The organism is Bradyrhizobium sp. 2S1, from assembly GCF_011516625.5.
GTDB classification, from domain to species: Bacteria; Pseudomonadota; Alphaproteobacteria; order Rhizobiales; family Xanthobacteraceae; genus Bradyrhizobium; species Bradyrhizobium septentrionale.
The window spans coordinates 10,374,022-10,391,272 of the sequence record NZ_CP147717.1; the positions used below are offsets into that span (position 1 = coordinate 10,374,022).

12 protein-coding genes and 6 pseudogenes are annotated in these 17,251 nt (G+C 60.5%); 12 read left to right on the plus strand and 6 right to left on the minus strand.

Annotation, left to right across the window (positions count from 1 at the left end; genetic code table 11):
• The first annotated feature begins 162 nt into the window (after positions 1-162).
• The 3 genes and pseudogenes from HAP54_RS49280 to HAP54_RS49285 all read left to right on the plus strand — a co-directional run.
• Positions 163-1,509 carry an IS5 family transposase gene (locus tag HAP54_RS49280; protein WP_166294772.1) on the plus strand — a complete coding sequence of 449 codons (1,347 nt, stop codon included), beginning with the start codon at positions 163-165 and terminating at the stop codon, positions 1,507-1,509.
• Positions 1,510-2,250: 741 nt separating this feature from the next.
• Positions 2,251-2,382: pseudogene (locus HAP54_RS52725) on the plus strand (hypothetical protein); the annotation flags it as partial.
• A 94-nt stretch (positions 2,383-2,476) separates the two neighbouring features.
• Positions 2,477-2,734: pseudogene (locus HAP54_RS49285) on the plus strand (transposase); the annotation flags it as partial.
• Between the two features lie 5 nt (positions 2,735-2,739).
• Here HAP54_RS49285 and HAP54_RS49290 read toward each other — a convergent pair.
• Positions 2,740-4,122, minus strand: a complete 1,383-nt coding sequence (locus HAP54_RS49290) for an IS110 family transposase (protein WP_166298319.1) — start codon at positions 4,120-4,122, stop codon at positions 2,740-2,742.
• Positions 4,123-4,351: 229 nt separating this feature from the next.
• Here HAP54_RS49290 and HAP54_RS49295 point away from each other — a divergent pair.
• The 3 genes and pseudogenes from HAP54_RS49295 to HAP54_RS49305 all read left to right on the plus strand — a co-directional run.
• A pseudogene (locus HAP54_RS49295) lies at positions 4,352-5,227 on the plus strand (IS3 family transposase); the annotation flags it as partial.
• A gap of 99 nt (positions 5,228-5,326) precedes the next feature.
• A complete protein-coding gene (locus tag HAP54_RS49300; protein WP_248114528.1) occupies positions 5,327-5,788 on the plus strand; it encodes a DUF262 domain-containing protein in 462 nt (153 codons plus the stop codon).
• 15 nt (positions 5,789-5,803) lie between these two features.
• Positions 5,804-6,676, plus strand: a pseudogene (locus HAP54_RS49305) (transposase); the annotation flags it as partial.
• A 151-nt stretch (positions 6,677-6,827) separates the two neighbouring features.
• On the opposite strand, the gene HAP54_RS49310 reads toward HAP54_RS49305, so the two are convergent.
• Positions 6,828-7,957, minus strand: a protein-coding gene (locus HAP54_RS49310) for an IS3-like element ISRj2 family transposase (RefSeq protein ID WP_166204126.1) whose coding sequence is annotated in 2 segments (ribosomal slippage) — positions 6,828-7,705 and positions 7,705-7,957 — 1,131 coding nt in all. Because the reading frame shifts where the segments join, the coding sequence is not laid out codon by codon here.
• Positions 7,958-8,038: 81 nt separating this feature from the next.
• Here HAP54_RS49310 and HAP54_RS49315 point away from each other — a divergent pair.
• Positions 8,039-8,506: pseudogene (locus HAP54_RS49315) on the plus strand (integrase core domain-containing protein); the annotation flags it as partial.
• A 615-nt stretch (positions 8,507-9,121) separates the two neighbouring features.
• Positions 9,122-9,316: a hypothetical protein gene (locus HAP54_RS49320; protein WP_166298320.1), complete on the plus strand. Its 195-nt coding sequence runs from the start codon at positions 9,122-9,124 to the stop codon at positions 9,314-9,316.
• A gap of 9 nt (positions 9,317-9,325) precedes the next feature.
• Here HAP54_RS49320 and HAP54_RS49325 read toward each other — a convergent pair.
• Positions 9,326-10,480 (minus strand): annotated as a pseudogene (locus HAP54_RS49325) (type IV secretory system conjugative DNA transfer family protein).
• Positions 10,481-11,103: 623 nt separating this feature from the next.
• On the opposite strand from HAP54_RS49325, the gene HAP54_RS49330 reads away from it, so the two are divergent.
• A complete protein-coding gene (locus HAP54_RS49330; protein ID WP_166298322.1) occupies positions 11,104-11,445 on the plus strand; it encodes a hypothetical protein in 342 nt (113 codons plus the stop codon).
• 149 nt (positions 11,446-11,594) lie between these two features.
• Here HAP54_RS49330 and HAP54_RS49335 read toward each other — a convergent pair whose 3' ends face one another.
• Complete coding sequence (locus HAP54_RS49335) at positions 11,595-12,929, minus strand: IS3 family transposase (protein ID WP_166298323.1); 1,335 nt, start codon at positions 12,927-12,929, stop codon at positions 11,595-11,597.
• A 108-nt stretch (positions 12,930-13,037) separates the two neighbouring features.
• Between HAP54_RS49335 and HAP54_RS49340 the strand changes: the two genes are divergently transcribed.
• Together HAP54_RS49340 and HAP54_RS49345 are read left to right on the plus strand one after the other, a co-directional pair.
• Positions 13,038-13,562 carry a hypothetical protein gene (locus tag HAP54_RS49340; protein ID WP_166298324.1) on the plus strand — a complete coding sequence of 175 codons (525 nt, stop codon included), beginning with the start codon at positions 13,038-13,040 and terminating at the stop codon, positions 13,560-13,562.
• A protein-coding gene (locus HAP54_RS49345; protein WP_166293531.1) for an IS630 family transposase occupies positions 13,523-14,469 on the plus strand; the annotation gives its coding sequence in 2 pieces (ribosomal slippage) (positions 13,523-13,862 and positions 13,862-14,469; 948 coding nt in all). The genes HAP54_RS49340 and HAP54_RS49345 overlap by 40 nt, the downstream gene beginning before the upstream one ends.
• A 448-nt stretch (positions 14,470-14,917) precedes the next feature.
• Here HAP54_RS49345 and HAP54_RS49350 read toward each other — a convergent pair.
• Positions 14,918-15,115 carry a DUF1236 domain-containing protein gene (locus tag HAP54_RS49350; RefSeq protein WP_224741462.1) on the minus strand — a complete coding sequence of 66 codons (198 nt, stop codon included), beginning with the start codon at positions 15,113-15,115 and terminating at the stop codon, positions 14,918-14,920.
• On the minus strand, positions 15,112-15,258 hold the full coding sequence (locus tag HAP54_RS49355) for a hypothetical protein (RefSeq protein ID WP_224741461.1): 147 nt from the start codon (positions 15,256-15,258) through the stop codon (positions 15,112-15,114). The genes HAP54_RS49350 and HAP54_RS49355 overlap by 4 nt, the downstream gene beginning before the upstream one ends.
• A 215-nt stretch (positions 15,259-15,473) precedes the next feature.
• Between HAP54_RS49355 and HAP54_RS49360 the strand changes: the two genes are divergently transcribed.
• The gene (locus tag HAP54_RS49360) at positions 15,474-16,877 is read left to right on the plus strand and encodes a TAXI family TRAP transporter solute-binding subunit (RefSeq protein ID WP_166298325.1); all 1,404 of its coding nucleotides are present in this window, start codon (positions 15,474-15,476) and stop codon (positions 16,875-16,877) included.
• Positions 16,878-17,251 lie beyond the last annotated feature (374 nt).

Sequence of the window (17,251 nt, forward strand, 5' to 3'; positions counted from 1 at the left end):
GTTAAGAAGCTTCCAGGCGACTGATCTGGAATCGTAATTTGGCTGGAATGACGTTCTGAGATTGCAAGGTTTTGGTGTTTTGTGCATCGGAAGCTTGCAATTTCGTTTTCGAGATTCCCTCGACGGGCGAAGCATGATTCCCTGTCCGCATCGGAGGGCACGATGCGGCCGAAGAAGCACAAAACGACGGGAGCGAACGATTTTTTCCGGGCGCGGCTCGACCAGATCATCAATCTGAAGCACGAGCTGGTCCGGCTCACCGGCAAGATCGATTGGGACTGGATCGACGGCGAGATCGCGCCGCTCTACAGCGAGAACGGCCGGCCGGGGATTGAGACCCGCTTCGTGATCGGGCTGTTGTTGCTCAAGCACATTTACGGGCTGTCCGATGAGGGGGGATGCGAACGCTGGGTCCACGACCCGTATTTCCAGTACTTCACTGGCGAAGAGTTCTTCCAGCACGCATTCCCGCACGAGCGCTCGGACCTGAGCCATTGGCGCAAGCGGCTCGGCGACAGACTGGAACTGCTATTGGCCGAGAGCCTGCGGGTGGCGCACGACGTCGGCGCGTTACGCGGCAAGGACCTTGAGCGGGTCACGGTCGACACCACGGTGCAGCCGAAGGCCATCACCTTTCCGACCGATGCCAAGCTGCTGCATGCGGCGATCCAGGGGCTCAACCGCCTAGCGAGGAAGCACGGAGTGCGGCTGCGGCAATCCTATTCTCGGATCGCCAAGGCCACCGCGATGATGGCGGGACGCTACGCCCATGCCAAACAGTTCAAGCGGCACCAGCGGCAGTTGCGCATCCTGCGCAGCCGCCTGGGCCGGATCATCCGCGACATCCGCCGCAAGATCGAAGGCCAGGATGCGCTCGAAGAGGCGTTCGCACTCCCGTTGAGCCGGGCCACGCAGATCCGCTCGCAGCAGCAGCGCCAGCGCGGCTGGAAGCTGTATTCCTTCCATGCCCCCGAGGTGGAGTGCATCGGCAAGGGCAAGGCCAGCGCGCCTTACGAGTTCGGCGTGAAGGCTTCCATCGTCACCAACAACCGGCCTGCTCCCGGCGGCCAGTTCGTGCTGCACGCCAAGGCGCTGCCCGATAACCCTTACGACGGTCACACCCTGCGGGACGTCATCGACCGAACCGAGACACTCACCGGCTGCGCGATCCAGTGCGCCTTTGTCGACAAGGGATACCGCGGCCATGACGCACAGAACCCGCGCCGCGTCTTCATCTCCGGCCAGAAGCGCGGCGTCTTCGGCACTATCAAGCGCCAGCTGCGGCGCCGCTCCGCTATCGAGCCCGTGATCGGCCATTTGAAGGCTGACGGACACCGCGGCCGCTGCTACCTCAAAGGCCGCGCCGGCGATGCCGCCAACGTCATCCTCTCCGCCGTCGGTTACAACTTCCGCCGCATCCTCGCCTGGCTAAGGGCTCTTTGGTACCTCTTCCTGGCTGCCTTCTTCTCAGTCACCAGCCACCGCACACCACTCAAATCGGCTTCTTAACCGACGACTAAGTAGGACCGCGGGACCCGCAGCGGCTAGATACTCGGCAACCGAACGCAGGAAGACCTGCTTCACAGCTGCCTTATAATTTTTCTTAGCGACAGCTCCACCAACCTGCTGAAGCAGGTCGGCATATTGAGCCTTGCAGATGCGCGCATAGACAAAGATCGCCCTGCTGGTCAATTATGAAGTGGTCTCCAGGTCGCCCGTCTCTATCGCCGCGCGACAGACGGTTCGCAAAGCGCGGCCCAGTTCGGCCGAATGCACGCGGCAGTCTTGGAGGAGGGGAACACGAAGTTCGCATTTAACCTTGCGATCTGCAAGCGACCTCGACGAGTTGCTGAGGCGGTATACCGCCGTCGGCCTTCTCGTGTCTCCAAATTGAGATCGTCTGCGCTTCAATCACAAAGCCATACCTCTAGCTTCTCCACTTTGCGGCCACTCTCCCGTCGTTTCGGGCCGTGGCTCGCCCAGCGGGATAAGATCTCAGCTCCCCTAGCTTGACGTTATTGACGTTGCGGAGGCCGTCAAGCGCTTTCGCAGCGCTCCATGACGGGTAGTCCTTTGCTGCGAATTCCCTCCCTATTCCATGCAGTTTTTCCTCGTCATTATCTGCAAAACTGCACTTTTGCGCCCCGCCACGCGCGGTTGCGATTTCAATTCACAACCGAAAATAGTATCCTTGGCGCCGATATCCGGTACGCAAAGACGGCAACCGGGCAAGGAATTTAAGGAGAACAGATGATTCGTCATACGATTGAAGCAAACGAGAAGCCGATACTTGATATCTTTTGCGACAAGTACCTTTTCAGCATCCCATCATACCAGCGGCCGTATGCTTGGACTACAGAGCAGGCCAGCGATCTCCTTGACGACATAAAGAGCCGGCCCCGGAATTCTGCACAGGGCGATAAGTGGAGTTTCTGGCTGACAGCGGGCACGCTGTGCCTGCGAATCAGGAGCGACAATGAGCAGAAGAACACGCCGGAACCACACACCGGCCTTCAAGGCGAAGGTGGCGCTCGCCGCCGTGAAGGGCGATCGAACGCTGGCTCAGCTTGCCGAGCAGTTCGACGTCCACCCCAATCAGATCACGGCGTGGAAGGCTCAGCTTGAAAGCAAGGCCGCCGATGCGTTCGGTCCCGGCGGCGGCTCCGGAGCGGAGCAAGCAGCCATCGACGTGAAGTCGCTGCACGCCAAGATCGGCGAACTGACGCTGGAGAACGCTTCCTAAGAAACGGCAGCATCTACTTTCGGCTCCAAGGGATGGAGAACAAAGCCGAATGCCTTGGCACGCCGATGCAAATTGTTGACCACTCGCGTCCGGTAACGCGTCTCGTAGGACGAGGCCCCGGGATCGACATAGTCCATTCCGTATCGCACAGCATTGTAGAACAGAACTGCGATCTTCCGGGCCGTGGCGGTCACGGCCTTGGCCTTGCCGATGCGCGCTGAGAGCCGTCTATAAAAGGCGCCGAGCGCAGTGTCTGTACGACCCACGGTCACGGCAGCAAGGCGCAGAAGTGCCGCCGCTCGGCCGCCGGATCGGCGCGTTCGGGACGAGAGCATTTTGCCGCCGGAGACCTTGTTGCTCGGCGCCAGTCCCAGCCAGGAGGTAAAATGCTTTGCACTTGGCCACGAGGAGAGGTCGTCGCCGCATTCAGCGATCAGCTTCAGCGAGAGGTAAGGACCGAGGCCGTCGATCGCGGTGAGGTCCTTTCCGAGCAACGCGAACAGCGCCTCGCGGACATCGAAAGCTGGAGCGTTCGCCTGATCGGTTCGATTCCGACGCCGCGAGACCCGCGGCGCTGATCCGTGGCCATGCCCCCGATGGAAGCTCAGTTCCTTCAACACGGCTTCAATTCGGGCGTCGCAGGCAGATGCCTTCTCGTGGTAGGCGTCGTAAAGCGCAAGTGCCTGCTCGAGCGCAAACAGATGCTCGGCGCGGTAGCTTCCGGTGAGCGCCTTCGCGATCGTCTCGGCGCTGGAGCGGCAACTATAATGGCGCAAGCACGCCAGCGCCTCAGGATCGCGCTCGCCGGCAAGGATCGCCCGTATGATACGCAGGCCGGTCACGCCGGTGATGTCGGTGACGACGTGGTGCAGCTGAAGATTCATCTCCGTCAAGGCCTTCTGCATATGCTGGATGTGTGAGGCCGCGTACTCCAGCAGACGCTCGCGCTGACGCACGTAGGCTCGCAGCTCGGCAATCTGCCCTTTGGGCCGAAAGCTGGCCCGCAGCAACCCGAATGAATGGAGCCGCTGCAGCCATTGCGCATCGCTGACATCGGTCTTGCGCCCCGGCACGTGCTTGGCATCGCGCGCGTTGACAAGAAACACGTTAAATCCCCGGGCATCGAGAAGCTCGAAGATCGGAATCCAGTAGACGCTGGTCGATTCCATGACGACAGTCTCGACGCCGCATTCAGTAAACCAGTCGACTAGCCGATGCAGATCAGCCGTGAAGGTACCGAAGCTGCGGACTGGCTCCGGTGCGCGATCTGCCCTCACGGCAGCCATGTGCATAGTCGCTCCGACGTCGATGGCAGCCGCGTCCGGGTGCACCATCTGCATCTTACCTCCGTTCCTCGACTTCGATCTTTTGGGGTTCATCTCTAATCCTCCTGCTGACGGCGGCGGAAGGGCTTGGGCTGCGCTATACGTCAGATTCCTAAACGGGATCGCCGGATGGCGTCACCACTCTCAAGTGCGCGACAACCCATGGACCAGGTTTTTTAACGGGGTCACGTGCCACCAAAATCGTATCGGCCGCTCCCTCCCGGTCGGCAATCTAGCGCCGGTCCGTTTCTATCCCACAGGGGGAGCGCATCGCCGCGCATAGTTTTTTAGAAGGAGCGCTCACCAAGGCGGGATTGCTGAGCGCAAAGCGATGATCGACCGTGAGCACGAGCTGTCGATCACCAGGCAGGCGGAGGCTTTGAACATCAGCCGCGGCAGCGTGTACTACCTGCCGCGGCCGGTGCCGGACGCCGACCTTGCGATCATGCAGCGCCTCGACCGGCTGCATCTGGAGTTCCCTTTTGCCGGCTCTCGCATGTTGCGAGGGCTGCTGGCTGCCGATGGGTGCAAGATCGGCCGTCGGCATGTGAAGACGTTGATGCGGCGGATGGGGATAGAAGCGCTCTATCGCCGTCCACGCACGACAAAGCCCGAGCCGGGCCACAAGATCTACCCGTACCTGCTGCGCGGGATGGAGATCACGCGGCCGAACCAGGTGTGGGCGATGGACATCACCTACATCCCGATGGCGCGAGGCTTCGTCTATCTGGCGGTTGTGCTCGACTGGTTCAGCCGCCGCGTGCTGTCGTGGCGCGTATCGATCACCATGGAGGCGGCGTTCTGTGTCGCGACGCTTCAGGATGCCCTGGCTCGTCACGGCAAGCCGGACGTCTTCAATACGGATCAGGGCTCGCAGTTCACCGGACAGGCTTTTACCGGCGTGCTCGCCGACAACGGCATTGCGATCAGCATGGACGGCAAGGGAGCCTGGCGGGACAACGTGTTTGTCGAACGGCTATGGCGCAGCGTCAAATACGAGGAGGTGTATCTGCGGGCCTATGACAGCGTCAGCGAGGCCCTCGCGTCGATCGGCCGATACCTCGACTTCTACAACGGTCGGCGCCCGCATTCGAGCCTTGACGGCGTCACCCCCGATCAAGCCTACTTCAACCCGCTGCCACTCCGCTTGGCAGCCTAACCATGGCAGAGGCTCCACTTATCGACGCGGAAAATCTGTTCAGACAACCGGAGCCAGCTCAAGGCAATTCATAATTACATTTGCCAGACCGGCGACCCGATCAAGGAAACTGCCGACGTCTTTCGTTTAACGCCCAGGGACCGCGACGCTGAGTTCTTCCGCTCGATGATCCAGACTGTATCGCAAACACAGAGTCTGCCCGATCCCCCGCAGTATTCGGACGCCCGCGCGCGCATGGTCGAAAACGCCGCGTTTTTCCGCGAGAAGCTAAAGGACGTGTCCGATGAGCGACGGCGACGGCTCACGATGTATATCGCGCAACGCTGCTATCTGGTGATTGTGGCCGCGTCTGACCAGGAATCAGCCTTCCGGATCTTCTCAGTCCTTAATTCACGCGGGCTGGACCTATCTCCTGCTGACATTCTCAAGGCGGAAATAATCGGCGCCCTGCCCGTCGACAAACAAGACGATTTCACCAGCATTTGGGAGGATTGTTTGCCGTCAGGGCGTGTGAGACAAATTGAAGGATTTTGCGGAGGGAGGATTTCTGGTTCATCGTAGCCACCAGGAGCGAAGATGAAGCAGAAATCCGGACCGGGCAAAGCGCCGGCAGAACAGGTACTAAGGGACATTCGGCGCCAGACCCGCCGGCAGTATTCGGCGGAAGAGAAGATCCGCATCGTGCTGGAAGGACTGCGGGGCGAGGAGAACATCTCCGAGCTCTGCCGGCGTGAGGGCATTGCCGCCTCAATGTATTACGGCTGGTCGAAGGAGTTCCTCGAAGCCGGTAAGCGCCGCCTGGCGGGCGATACGGCGCGTGCGGCGACCTCCGGCGAGGTGACGGATCTCCGTCGTGAGACGGCCGCATTGAAGGAAGTCGTGGCCGACCTCACCCTTGAGAACCGCCTGCTCAAAAAGCATGAACGGGGATGGGGAGGACGAGGTATGAGATATCCTGCGTCCGAGAAGGCCGAGATCATCCAGTTGGTCGAGCAGTCGCGCACGCTGGACAAGCTCGGGATCCCACGCGCCACGTTTTATAGATGGTATGATCGCTATCGTGATGGCGGCGTCGAGGCGCTGGCTGACCACCGGTCTCGACCTGACCGGATATGGAATCGCATCCCCGACGATGTGCGGGGCCAGATCATCGACCTGGCGCTGGAGCTGCCCGAGCTGTCGCCGCGCGAGCTGGCCGTGCGGTTCACCGACGAACGGAAGTATTTTGTCTCCGAGGCATCGGTCTATCGGCTGCTGAAGGCGCATGACCTCATCACCAGCCCCGCCTATGTGGTGATCAAGGCGGCGAACGAGTTCAAGGACAAGACCACCGCCATCAACCAGCTCTGGCAGACCGACTTTACCTACCTCAAGATCACCGGCTGGGGCTGGTACTACCTGTCGACCGTGCTCGATGACTTCTCGCGTTACATCGTCGCCTGGAGGCTTGGTCCAGAGCTGGCGCCGGTTGTTTGGACAGCGCCCCGCGGGATTTAAGTGGATTCCTGCCGGGTTATGCTGAACGCGGGGCCTTACGATTTTGTCGTTGCGTCGGGAGGGCGTAGCCCGACCAGAGCGACGACAAAATCGTCGGCGACGGTCATGCGGCCATCACCATAGCTTGCGTGCCGAAGTAAGCCTCGTCGGGCGTGCGCCCGTCAAGGCTCGAGTGAGGGCGTCCCTGATTGTAGAAGGCCAGATACTTGGCAATTGACGCTCGCGCCTCGGACACGCTGTCGTAGGCGCGGAGATAAACTTCTTCGTATTTGACCGTGCGCCAGAGCCGCTCGACAAACACGTTGTCGCGCCAGGCGCCCTTGCCGTCCATGCTGATGGCGATCTTCGCGTCCAGCAGCACATCGGTGAACTCGAGGCTGGTGAACTGGCTGCCCTGGTCCGTGTTGAAAATCTCGGGCCTGCCGTGCTTCGCCAACGCCTCCTGGACCGCTTCGACGCAGAAGGCCGCCTCCATTGTGATCGAGACGCGATGGGCCAGGACCCGTCGGCTGAACACATCGACGACCGCCGCGAGATAGACGAAGCCACGCCGCATCGGAATGTAGGTGATGTCCATTGCCCACGCCTGGTCGGGCCGCTCGATCTTCAATCCGCGCAACAGGTACGGGTAGATCTTGTGACCCGGTGCCGGCTTACTCGTGTTCGGGCGACGATAGACCGCCTCGATCCCCATGCGCTTCATCAGCGTCGCAATGTGGCGGCGACCGGCGTATACGCCCTCCCGCCGCAGCAACGATCGCTGCATACGCGCTCCCGCGAAGGGATAATCGAGATGCAACTCATCGAGCCGACGCATCAAGGCAAGGTCCTCGGCCGAAACTGGCCGAGGTTCATAGTAGACCGTGCTGCGAGCCAGCTTCAGGACCTTCGCCTGGCGCACGATAGAAAGATCATGACCGCGGTCGATCATCGCTTTGCGCTCAGCAGGCCCGCCTTGGTGAGCGCGCCGGACAAAAAATCGTTTTCCAACGCCAGCTCGCCGATCTTGGCATGTAACGCCTTCAAATCGACCGGCGTCTCGGCCGACGCCTTGTCATGCCCAAACACGCCGGCGGCGCCTTCCAGGAGCTGGTTTTTCCAGATCGTGATCTGGTTCGGATGAACATCAAACAGTTGCGCCAGCTCCGCCAGCGTCTTGTCGCCTTTGACCGCAGCCAAAGCAACCTTCGCCTTGAATGCCGGAGAATGCATCCGGCGGCTCTTCTTCGTCATCTTCGCTCCTGATTCGCGGCAAGAATCCTCGCCGCTGTCAGGCAGAAAATCCACTCAAGCTACTGTCCGAATTTGCGGAGCCAGCTCTGTCCCACGATGTGTGCCTCCGACGTCACGGCCACACTCGACCAGGCACTCGCGGCCTCCGGCCTTGACCACATCACCGTCGCGCACCGGCCGAGGCTTCTCAGCGACAATGGTTCGAGTTACGTCGCGGACGATCTGGCCAGGTGGCTCGAACACAAGGGCATGCAGCACGTGCGCGGCGCTCCGTATCATCCCCAAACCCAGGGAAAGATCGAGCGCTGGCATCAGACCCTGAAGAACCGCATTCTGCTCGAGAACTATTATCTACCTCACCACCTCGAACGGCGGATCGGCGCCTTCGTCGAGCATTACAACCACGTCCGCTATCATGAGAGCATCAAAAACCTGACCCCGGCTGACGTCTACTTCGGCAGAGCCGAGACCATCCTAACCGAACGACAGCGCATCAAGCGTGAGACCATCGCAAACCGCCGCTTGCAGCACCAACTGCAGGCCGCTTAAACTCCAACAACAGATGAGCCAGAGCCTCCCTTCTCGAAAAGCCTGATTAGTCTCAAATTATCTGACGACGGACACACTATGTCATCGGCCTTTATAACCTGCTGGGTAAACGTCTCTGACTTCGTTATGGGGATGACAGTCCTGATCTTGGGTGCAGCTTTGATTGCATCAGCGATTTCCTTCGGAACTTCCGGAGGCGTGGCAACATCTTGCTCAGACACGTCGCGGGTCATGACTGCCGCCCGGTCGACGAAGATGCCTTCTGCGACTGAAGGCGGCGCGTACGCCAATAGCATTCAGGTAGCTAAAAGCCAGGATCGCATCACAAATCTCCATAACGGGTGTGTAATGCTATAGCGCCACCGAAGGTTACGCAACATCAGATTGCCATTACAAGGCGCGCGGGGAAACCGCTACCTTTGGTAGATCCGAGGGATCTGATCAGATAAACCGAGACGCTGTTGCGGCACTCCTGACATCGCAGTTGCAACCAGCTCGTCACACCGACAGTGCCCTACACTTACGCCAACCGCTTGCCGGCAACGACCGGCGACTTAACGTTTTTGTCTCCGGCCGGTCCTGCCCGCATGCGGCATCACCAACCTGGAGAAGGCAGTGCCTACCAAATCGAAAGCCAAGAGGCCTAGCCACGAGGCGTTTGTCGTCAACGGCGAAGGCGAGAGTGCGTTCTGGACCAAGATCGGTGCGGTCTGGCCGCACGATGACGGCAAGGGGTGCAACGTCGAACTGCTTGCCCTGCCCGTTGGCGGACGACTGACCATCCGTGAGCGAGAAACAGCTGCCGAGTGAGACGCGTCTTCATCCAAGGTATCCACCGTAAGGCTGGAGCGCCTGCGTAGCTCTGTGCGATTCTTGCCAGAGCAGCGGCGAGGCACGCATCGGCGTGCAGTAGGCGCGCAGGTAGCCGACGCCGCGTTCAAGCGGTTCGAGGCTGCCAAGGGCTGCCGCCTCGTCCAGCAGCAGCAGGACCTTGTGCTTTGGCCGCTTGCGGCCTTTCGCACGCGTGAGCACGTTGATGGCACAGCCGACCATCACGCGCAGGAAGCCCGCATAAACCGACAGTTTCTCCTCGTCTACCACGAGGTAGAGTGTGGTGGTCTGATCGACCAGCTCTTGCAGGCTGAATGTCGGCTCTTATGTGACGTGCGCCGCTGGTCCGCCAGCGGACCAAACGCGAGTGGCTTTCTCCACGTTGGAGAGCACGCTCTTGAACTCCTCACTGGATTCCATCGCGAGGAAGCTGGCGGCCAATTCGGCAGCAGTTACCGGTCCATCAACGCCGATCGTCTGTAGCAGCTGGTTGAACGACTCTGGCGGCAGCGTCGAGAAATTGCGGATCTGAGACAGCGTGCGGCGCGTTGGCTCCAACCGCACGGTGTAGAGGATGAGGCATGCCAGCATGCCTTCCGCCTTGCTGTCCCAGTGGCTCTCGCTGCCATCCGGCATCACCATCAGCTTGGCAAGCGCTTCAGCGCCGTCCCGCTCGTGCCAGGTGCCGATGCGCACCATGTCGAGCGGGTTGAACCGGTCAGAGCATCGGGGCTTCAGCGTATACAGCGCACGGACCTTGCCGAATTTCATCCGGCGACGTTCCGTGATGGCGCTGTTCTCGCCCTTGATGTCCGTGCAAACGATGGAGCCCTTGTAGGACAGCAGGTTGGGGATGACGACGCCGACGCCCTTGCCCGCGCCCATCGGCGCGAACACTGTCACCATCCCGTCCTTGTTGAAACGCAAAAAAGAACGGCCTACGCGGCCGACAATGGGACCACTGCCTCTTCGGACTCCGGCCCACAGCATTTCCCACCAGGTGGCGAACCGCGCCGTGCCGAGTGCCAGGGTCGTATGCCCGCGGCTCCAGCTCACGATGATCTGGACAGCAATGCCCAGTCGGTATGCCAATAGCAGGAAGAGACGAACAAGAAAGACAATGAAGCGCAAAAGTCGCAGCATGCCAAAGCTTGGCAGCAACGCAGGCGCAGTGGCCAGCTATCTCGCCGGGGGCGTGGGCCCCATGCGCTTCCACCTTGACGAAAATCTGTACGACGCTGGAACGGCCCGACATCCGATATTGGACGTAAGTGCCGCCCCACCCCGGGCCCGTCAAGGGTGATACGAGCGGCGAGCCGCCCTTGACGGCCCCCGGTTGACCGACGACGTTGGGCTCACCGTCGCTAAGCCGCGGTGCGGGCTTGGATGGCCCCTAGCGTCCAAGGGAGCGCAGCAGCTGGTTACCTGCCTGGTCGAAGAAATTGACCCCAGCCTGCGTCTCGTCCACGTAGCTCTTTGCGCCCTGGTGGCCGAGCTTCGCCGCCATTCACCAGCTCTTCGCCCGGGGTACGGGCCTGCATCGACCCGGTCTTTATGCTGTCGGCCAGAGACACCATCGCATCCGGATCTTGCAGCTGGACGCCGCGCCTTAGCAAGGCTTCCGCGTCCTTCATCCGGCCTTCGCCGCATGAGGTATTGCGCGCCGTTGTCAAACGCAGACGGGTATCCGCATGGTAGCCAAGACAAGGAACGCGCCGAGTATATGGCGAACGAGTGGCAGCGCAAAGCAGAGAACAACCACCGGAATGAACTCGCACGCCTCCGCGATGAGCAGATCGCCAACTCAGCTCGCATACGTGACGGGGAGACATCTTCACAAAGACACGATCAAGCCAAAGCGTACCCAGCGACCTATTGCCACCGCCGCGGCTTTACCGACCGGCGCTTGCGAAGGCGATCATTGGATAGAAGAGGTGCTTGCTGGCGGGAAAATCATCGAGCTTGAGGACCGCAGTCTTTGGAAGGTGGACCCAGCAGATCAGGTCACGGCCTCTCTATGGCTCTCCGCTGATGACGTTCTAGTTTGTGACGGCAAGATCGTGAACGTGGACGACAAAGAGAGCGTTCAGGCGAGTAAAATTCGGTGACTGCAGACACCTCGGTGTCTTACTGGCAGGGCTTTTTCCGGCGCGATGACGCGATAGCGCCCTGGCACTGTTGGCTGTCCGTCGTCAGATAATTTGAGACTAATCAGGCTTTTCGAGAAGGGAGGCTCTGGCTCATCTGTTGTTGGAGTTTAAGCGGCCTGCAGTTGGTGCTGCAAGCGGCGGTTTGCGATGGTCTCACGCTTGATGCGCTGTCGTTCGGTTAGGATGGTCTCGGCTCTGCCGAAGTAGACGTCAGCCGGGGTCAGGTTTTTGATGCTCTCATGATAGCGGACGTGGTTGTAATGCTCGACGAAGGCGCCGATCCGCCGTTCGAGGTGGTGAGGTAGATAATAGTTCTCGAGCAGAATGCGGTTCTTCAGGGTCTGATGCCAGCGCTCGATCTTTCCCTGGGTTTGGGGATGATACGGAGCGCCGCGCACGTGCTGCATGCCCTTGTGTTCGAGCCACCTGGCCAGATCGTCCGCGACGTAACTCGAACCATTGTCGCTGAGAAGCCTCGGCCGGTGCGCGACGGTGATGTGGTCAAGGCCGGAGGCCGCGAGTGCCTGGTCGAGTGTGGCCGTGACGTCGGAGGCACACATCGTGGGACCAAGCCTCCAGGCGACGATGTAACGCGAGAAGTCATCGAGCACGGTCGACAGGTAGTACCAGCCCCAGCCGGTGATCTTGAGGTAGGTAAAGTCGGTCTGCCAGAGCTGGTTGATGGCGGTGGTCTTGTCCTTGAACTCGTTCGCCGCCTTGATCACCACATAGGCGGGGCTGGTGATGAGGTCATGCGCCTTCAGCAGCCGATAGACCGATGCCTCGGAGACAAAATACTTCCGTTCGTCGGTGAACCGCACGGCCAGCTCGCGCGGCGACAGCTCGGGCAGCTCCAGCGCCAGGTCGATGATCTGGCCCCGCACATCGTCGGGGATGCGATTCCATATCCGGTCAGGTCGAGACCGGTGGTCAGCCAGCGCCTCGACGCCGCCATCACGATAGCGATCATACCATCTATAAAACGTGGCGCGTGGGATCCCGAGCTTGTCCAGCGTGCGCGACTGCTCGACCAACTGGATGATCTCGGCCTTCTCGGACGCAGGATATCTCATACCTCGTCCTCCCCATCCCCGTTCATGCTTTTTGAGCAGGCGGTTCTCAAGGGTGAGGTCGGCCACGACTTCCTTCAATGCGGCCGTCTCACGACGGAGATCCGTCACCTCGCCGGAGGTCGCCGCACGCGCCGTATCGCCCGCCAGGCGGCGCTTACCGGCTTCGAGGAACTCCTTCGACCAGCCGTAATACATTGAGGCGGCAATGCCCTCACGCCGGCAGAGCTCGGAGATGTTCTCCTCGCCCCGCAGTCCTTCCAGCACGATGCGGATCTTCTCTTCCGCCGAATACTGCCGGCGGGTCTGGCGCCGAATGTCCCTTAGTACCTGTTCTGCCGGCGCTTTGCCCGGTCCGGATTTCTGCTTCATCTTCGCTCCTGGTGGCTACGATGAACCAGAAATCCTCCCTCCGCAAAATCCTTCAATTTGTCTCACACGCCCTGACGGCAAACAGCCGCGAGAAAGGTGATCCAGAAAATGACCGAAAGCACGCTATATCTCGTCCTCACGAAGGACGAGCATGCATTGCTCGGTGAGTTAGTAGAGATTATGGGCTTGATCGAAAGCGTCCTGATTGCATCGGCAGAGCGCGTCGACCCTGTCGCCTCAAAAAAGATAAGGAACGCGACGGCCGGTGGCCAAGGTCAACTTTGGGCGAATGCCATAACGGGCGGAGTAACTGATCCTCAAATCGCAGCGTCCGTAGCGCGAGCGGAACGAGAGCTAAAGCAACTCGCCGAAGATAGAAACGACTTCATTCACGCGCTGTTTGAAAATGATTATGTCGAAAGGGGATACATGGAGCCTGGAATTCAAACCACGTCTGCAACGCGAAGCAAGACGGGCGCGACAAGGCCCACAAGCGATCTAGAGCATTTTCCGACCGGAATGAATCGGGTGGGGATTCCCAAAACGGCGCGAGTCAGATTCAAGCTGCATGCTGGCGAGGGAGGCCAGCATGTATGGCCAGGGCGCTTTCGGTTGATCTTCGTCAAAGGGTGATAGCCGCGATTGACGGTGGCATGTCCTGTCGACAGGCTGCTGAGCGCTTTGGTGTCAGCGCGGCCAGTGCGATCCGCTGGCGCGGTCGCCTCAAGGAAGTTGGCGACATCGTTCCTAAACGCCAGGGCGGTGACCGCAAATCGCAGCGCATCGAAGCGCATTCGCAATTGATTCTGGAGGCAGTGACAGCGAAGCCGGATATCACGCTCGCCGAGTTGCGAGAACTGTTGAAACGTCGTGGAATATCGACTGGCATCGCGTCGCTCTGGCGTTTTTTCCAGCGCAGAAAGATCACACTTAAAAAAAGACAGCGCACGCCGCCGAGCAACGGCGCGGCGATATAAATGCCGCGCGTGAGGAGTGGTTCGAAGGGCAAATCGATCTTGACCCTGAGCGTCTCGTCTTCATCGACGAAACCAGCGCCAACACCAAAATGGCGCGGCTTTACGGCCGCTCGCCACGCGGCGAGCGATGTCGTGCAGCTATCCCACACGGACATTGGAAGACGACGACATTCACCGCTGGATTGCGCTCCGACGGTCTGATCGCGCCGCTTGTTCTGGACGGTCCAATGGATGGCGACGCTTTCCTGGCCTACGTCGAGCAATTGCTCGCCCCATCGCTGCGGCCGGGCGATACCGTTATCATGGACAACTTGCCCGCTCACAAGGTCCATGGCGTTCGAGAGGCCATCCGGGCGGTCGGAGCAAGCCTGCTCTATCTTCCGCCCTACAGTCCAGACTTCAACCCGATCGAAATGGCCTTCTCTAAACTGAAAGCCCTGTTGCGGGCCGCCGCAGCGCGCACCATGCCCGATCTCTGGCAAGCAATCGCCAACGCTCTCAAGCGCTTCTCACCCGAGGAATGCCAAAATTATCTCGTCGCGGCTGGTTACGACGCAACGTGATCGGAAAATGCTCTAGAACGCATCCGCAGCCGCGCGGAAGCAGTGTTCTGCCTGATCGACCAAATTGCGCGTTCAGTCAGATAGGCGCACCCACCGTGTGCAATCTCTTGTCTGATTGCGGTTGCTGGCACAAGGGTTCAGCTCGTTACCGACAGCCTGCGAGGCTCGCTCTTGTCTACGAGGTCGACGTTCATAGCCGCCTCACGATGGTAGTCCGAAGATCGGGAGCTGCTATCTATTAGGCGCGTGCTGCAGGCACAGAGGTTGCAGCGCAGTCACCCCGACCTCGTCCTCGCAGCCGCGAAGAGCAGCGCCAGCAGCAGACCGCCGACGAAGACGAAGTATCGGATGATCGGCATGGACGGCCGCTGGCAAGGAAGAGATCAGGAAATAGGGCGGGGCCGGATCGGCACGAGGGCCGGTGTTTCAGCGACCCGCCTCGACGGATTCAGTCGATCTCCTGTACGACCGTGCGCGTCGACGGATCGACCAGCCTCACGCGTTCGCCCGAGTAGACGTAGCGGTACTTGGTGAGCGACGGACCCCAATCGGCAGGCACGGCCTCGAGCTCGACCTCGCGCGGCACGGGTTGGCCCACCACGATCTTAACGCGGGTCTGCACGGGGCGGACCTTGTGTTCGGTCACGTCGGAGCGATCTTCGTGCGATATTCCGGCTCGATCTGCACGGCGGCAGCAGGACCCGTGCCGGTGGCGGTTACGACCGTGGACTGCGCCATCGCGCCCACCGAGATCATCGCCATCGCGGTCGTCAGTAGAAGCTTGTTCATGTTTTTCTCCCGCCGCCATATCAGGCACCATCGAGAACCTTCGAAATGATGGCAAATTTCCGCAATCGGCGCCCGAGGAAGTCATCTTTTGCAGTCGAATCCGGGCCCTTCGTGAACTCATTCTCGCGCGTCGGAACATTCCGGTCGGACATTGGTTCGCCCAAGTTCCGGGCGGCGAACTTGTAGCTCCCAAGCAGTCGTCGTAGGTTCTGCTGATGTCACCGTCCGATCCAGTCAGGAGTGCTCACGATCGACGACAACGAAGGCTATTGCTCGTGTTGGCTTTGGGATTTGTTGTTTTCGGCGCCGCTGCGGCCGCCCTCTTCTACGTCTTGCAGCCCGAGACCCTCTCGATCGCCGTCGGCCCCGCAGGGAGCGACGATCATCAGGTGGTCCAAGCGATGGCCGAGGCTTTCGGCGATGAAAGCAGGACCGTTAGGCTCTCCCCGATCACGACCGAAGGAGCGGCCGAATCCTTGGCTCTGCTCGGCGCCGGCAAAGCCGACCTGGCGATAGGTCGCGGCGACCTTGGCATGCCGGCCGACGCGCAGACACTGGCGGTCCTGCGGAAGAACTACGTTGTCCTGTGGTCGCCCTCCGGGCGACCGGGCAAAGACTCCAAGAAGAAGGCCAGCGGCAAGATCGGGGAGATCGCCGATCTGGCGGGTCGCAAGGTCGCCATCATCGGAAGGACCGGGGCCAACCTCGAACTGCTACGGACTATTCTTGTTGCCTCCGGCGTGGAGCCGGACAAGGTTGCGACGGTCCAATTCAGGACCGACGAAATCGAAAAGCTTGCGCAGGACCCCACGCTCGACGCCTATCTCGCCGTCGGCCCGCTCGACAGCCGGATCACTGCGGCCGCGATCGCCGCGACTTCGCGATCGCGCGGAGTTCCGAAGTTTCTTCCGGTCGAAGCATCCGAGGCCATCGCTCTGAAGCACGCCCGCTACGAAGCCGAGGAGATTCCGGGCAGTGTTTTCAACGCGAAACCGGCCTGGCCCGAGGACAAGGTCGACACCATCAGCGTCAACCATCTCATCCTGGCCAGGAAAGAATTGTCCGAAGCCAAGGCGGCGGCCTTCTACCGGCAGCTTTTCGCTGTCCGCGACACGATCGCGCACCGCGTTGCCGGCGCCGCGCACATCACGAAGCCCGAGACGGAGAAGGAGGCGGAGCCCTCCGTGCACCGGGGCGCCGCGGCGGTCATCAACGGGACCGAGCGGACCTTTCTGGACAAGTACAGCGACTACTTCTGGTTTGCCTTGCTTCTTCTTTCCGGGATCGGTTCGGCAGCCGCCTGGCTGCGTCGCTATCTGAACCGCGACGACCGGGACGACACCACCAGCCATCGCAACCGCATTCTGGCCGTAGTCCGGGAGGTTCGCGATGCCGAGTCCGAACATGACCTACTGGCGTCGCAGCGCGAAGTCGATGCGATCATCGGCGAGACCCTGAAGTGCTACGATGATGGAACGCTCGAACAAGAGGACCTGGCGGCATTCGGTCTGGTCCTTGAACTGCACGATCATGCCGTCGCCGAAAGGCGAGCGACGCTGCAGGGCGTCCCCGCGGATCAAACAAAAGCTTCGGGTCCAACCCTTGCCTCTCTCCGGTAGGCGCACCCGGGAATGCGAGTCTCTATCGGATCAGTCGGCCGCTGTTGCCAAGCTGCTCGTTGTACCACGAAGGGGTATTGATTTCATTCCATGACGGGTCGAGGGTCCGATCGATCCGGTGGAATTCAATGAAAAAGGAGCGGACTACTTTCTATCCTGTTTCGAGGGCCGGTCTCCGTGCGCCCCGCGCGTGTTCATCGCTTTTGCAACAACGCTGACAGCATAGCGCCGTCGTTGAGGATCGAAAAAGACTCCCGGGACGTGAGATGCGCAACGCCCTGCTCGAACGTGTCGCTCGCTTCGACCTTGGCACGGCCGACCGCCAGGTTTGCATCGATCGTGTCAGGTCGAGCGGCGCGAGGAGGCGGCAGCTG

Excerpts from the sequence above, each read along its gene's own strand:
- HAP54_RS49280 (WP_166294772.1), top strand. The coding sequence starts at position 163 with ATGCGGCCGAAGAAGCACAAAACGACGGGAGCGAACGATTTTTTCCGG.
- HAP54_RS49290 (WP_166298319.1), bottom strand. The coding sequence starts at position 4,122 with ATGAACCCCAAAAGATCGAAGTCGAGGAACGGAGGTAAGATGCAGATG.
- HAP54_RS49330 (WP_166298322.1), top strand. The coding sequence starts at position 11,104 with ATGAACTCGCACGCCTCCGCGATGAGCAGATCGCCAACTCAGCTCGCA.
- HAP54_RS49335 (WP_166298323.1), bottom strand. The coding sequence starts at position 12,929 with ATGAAGCAGAAATCCGGACCGGGCAAAGCGCCGGCAGAACAGGTACTA.
- HAP54_RS49340 (WP_166298324.1), top strand. The coding sequence starts at position 13,038 with ATGACCGAAAGCACGCTATATCTCGTCCTCACGAAGGACGAGCATGCA.
- HAP54_RS49355 (WP_224741461.1), bottom strand. The coding sequence starts at position 15,258 with ATGAACAAGCTTCTACTGACGACCGCGATGGCGATGATCTCGGTGGGC.
- HAP54_RS49360 (WP_166298325.1), top strand. The coding sequence starts at position 15,474 with ATGTCACCGTCCGATCCAGTCAGGAGTGCTCACGATCGACGACAACGA.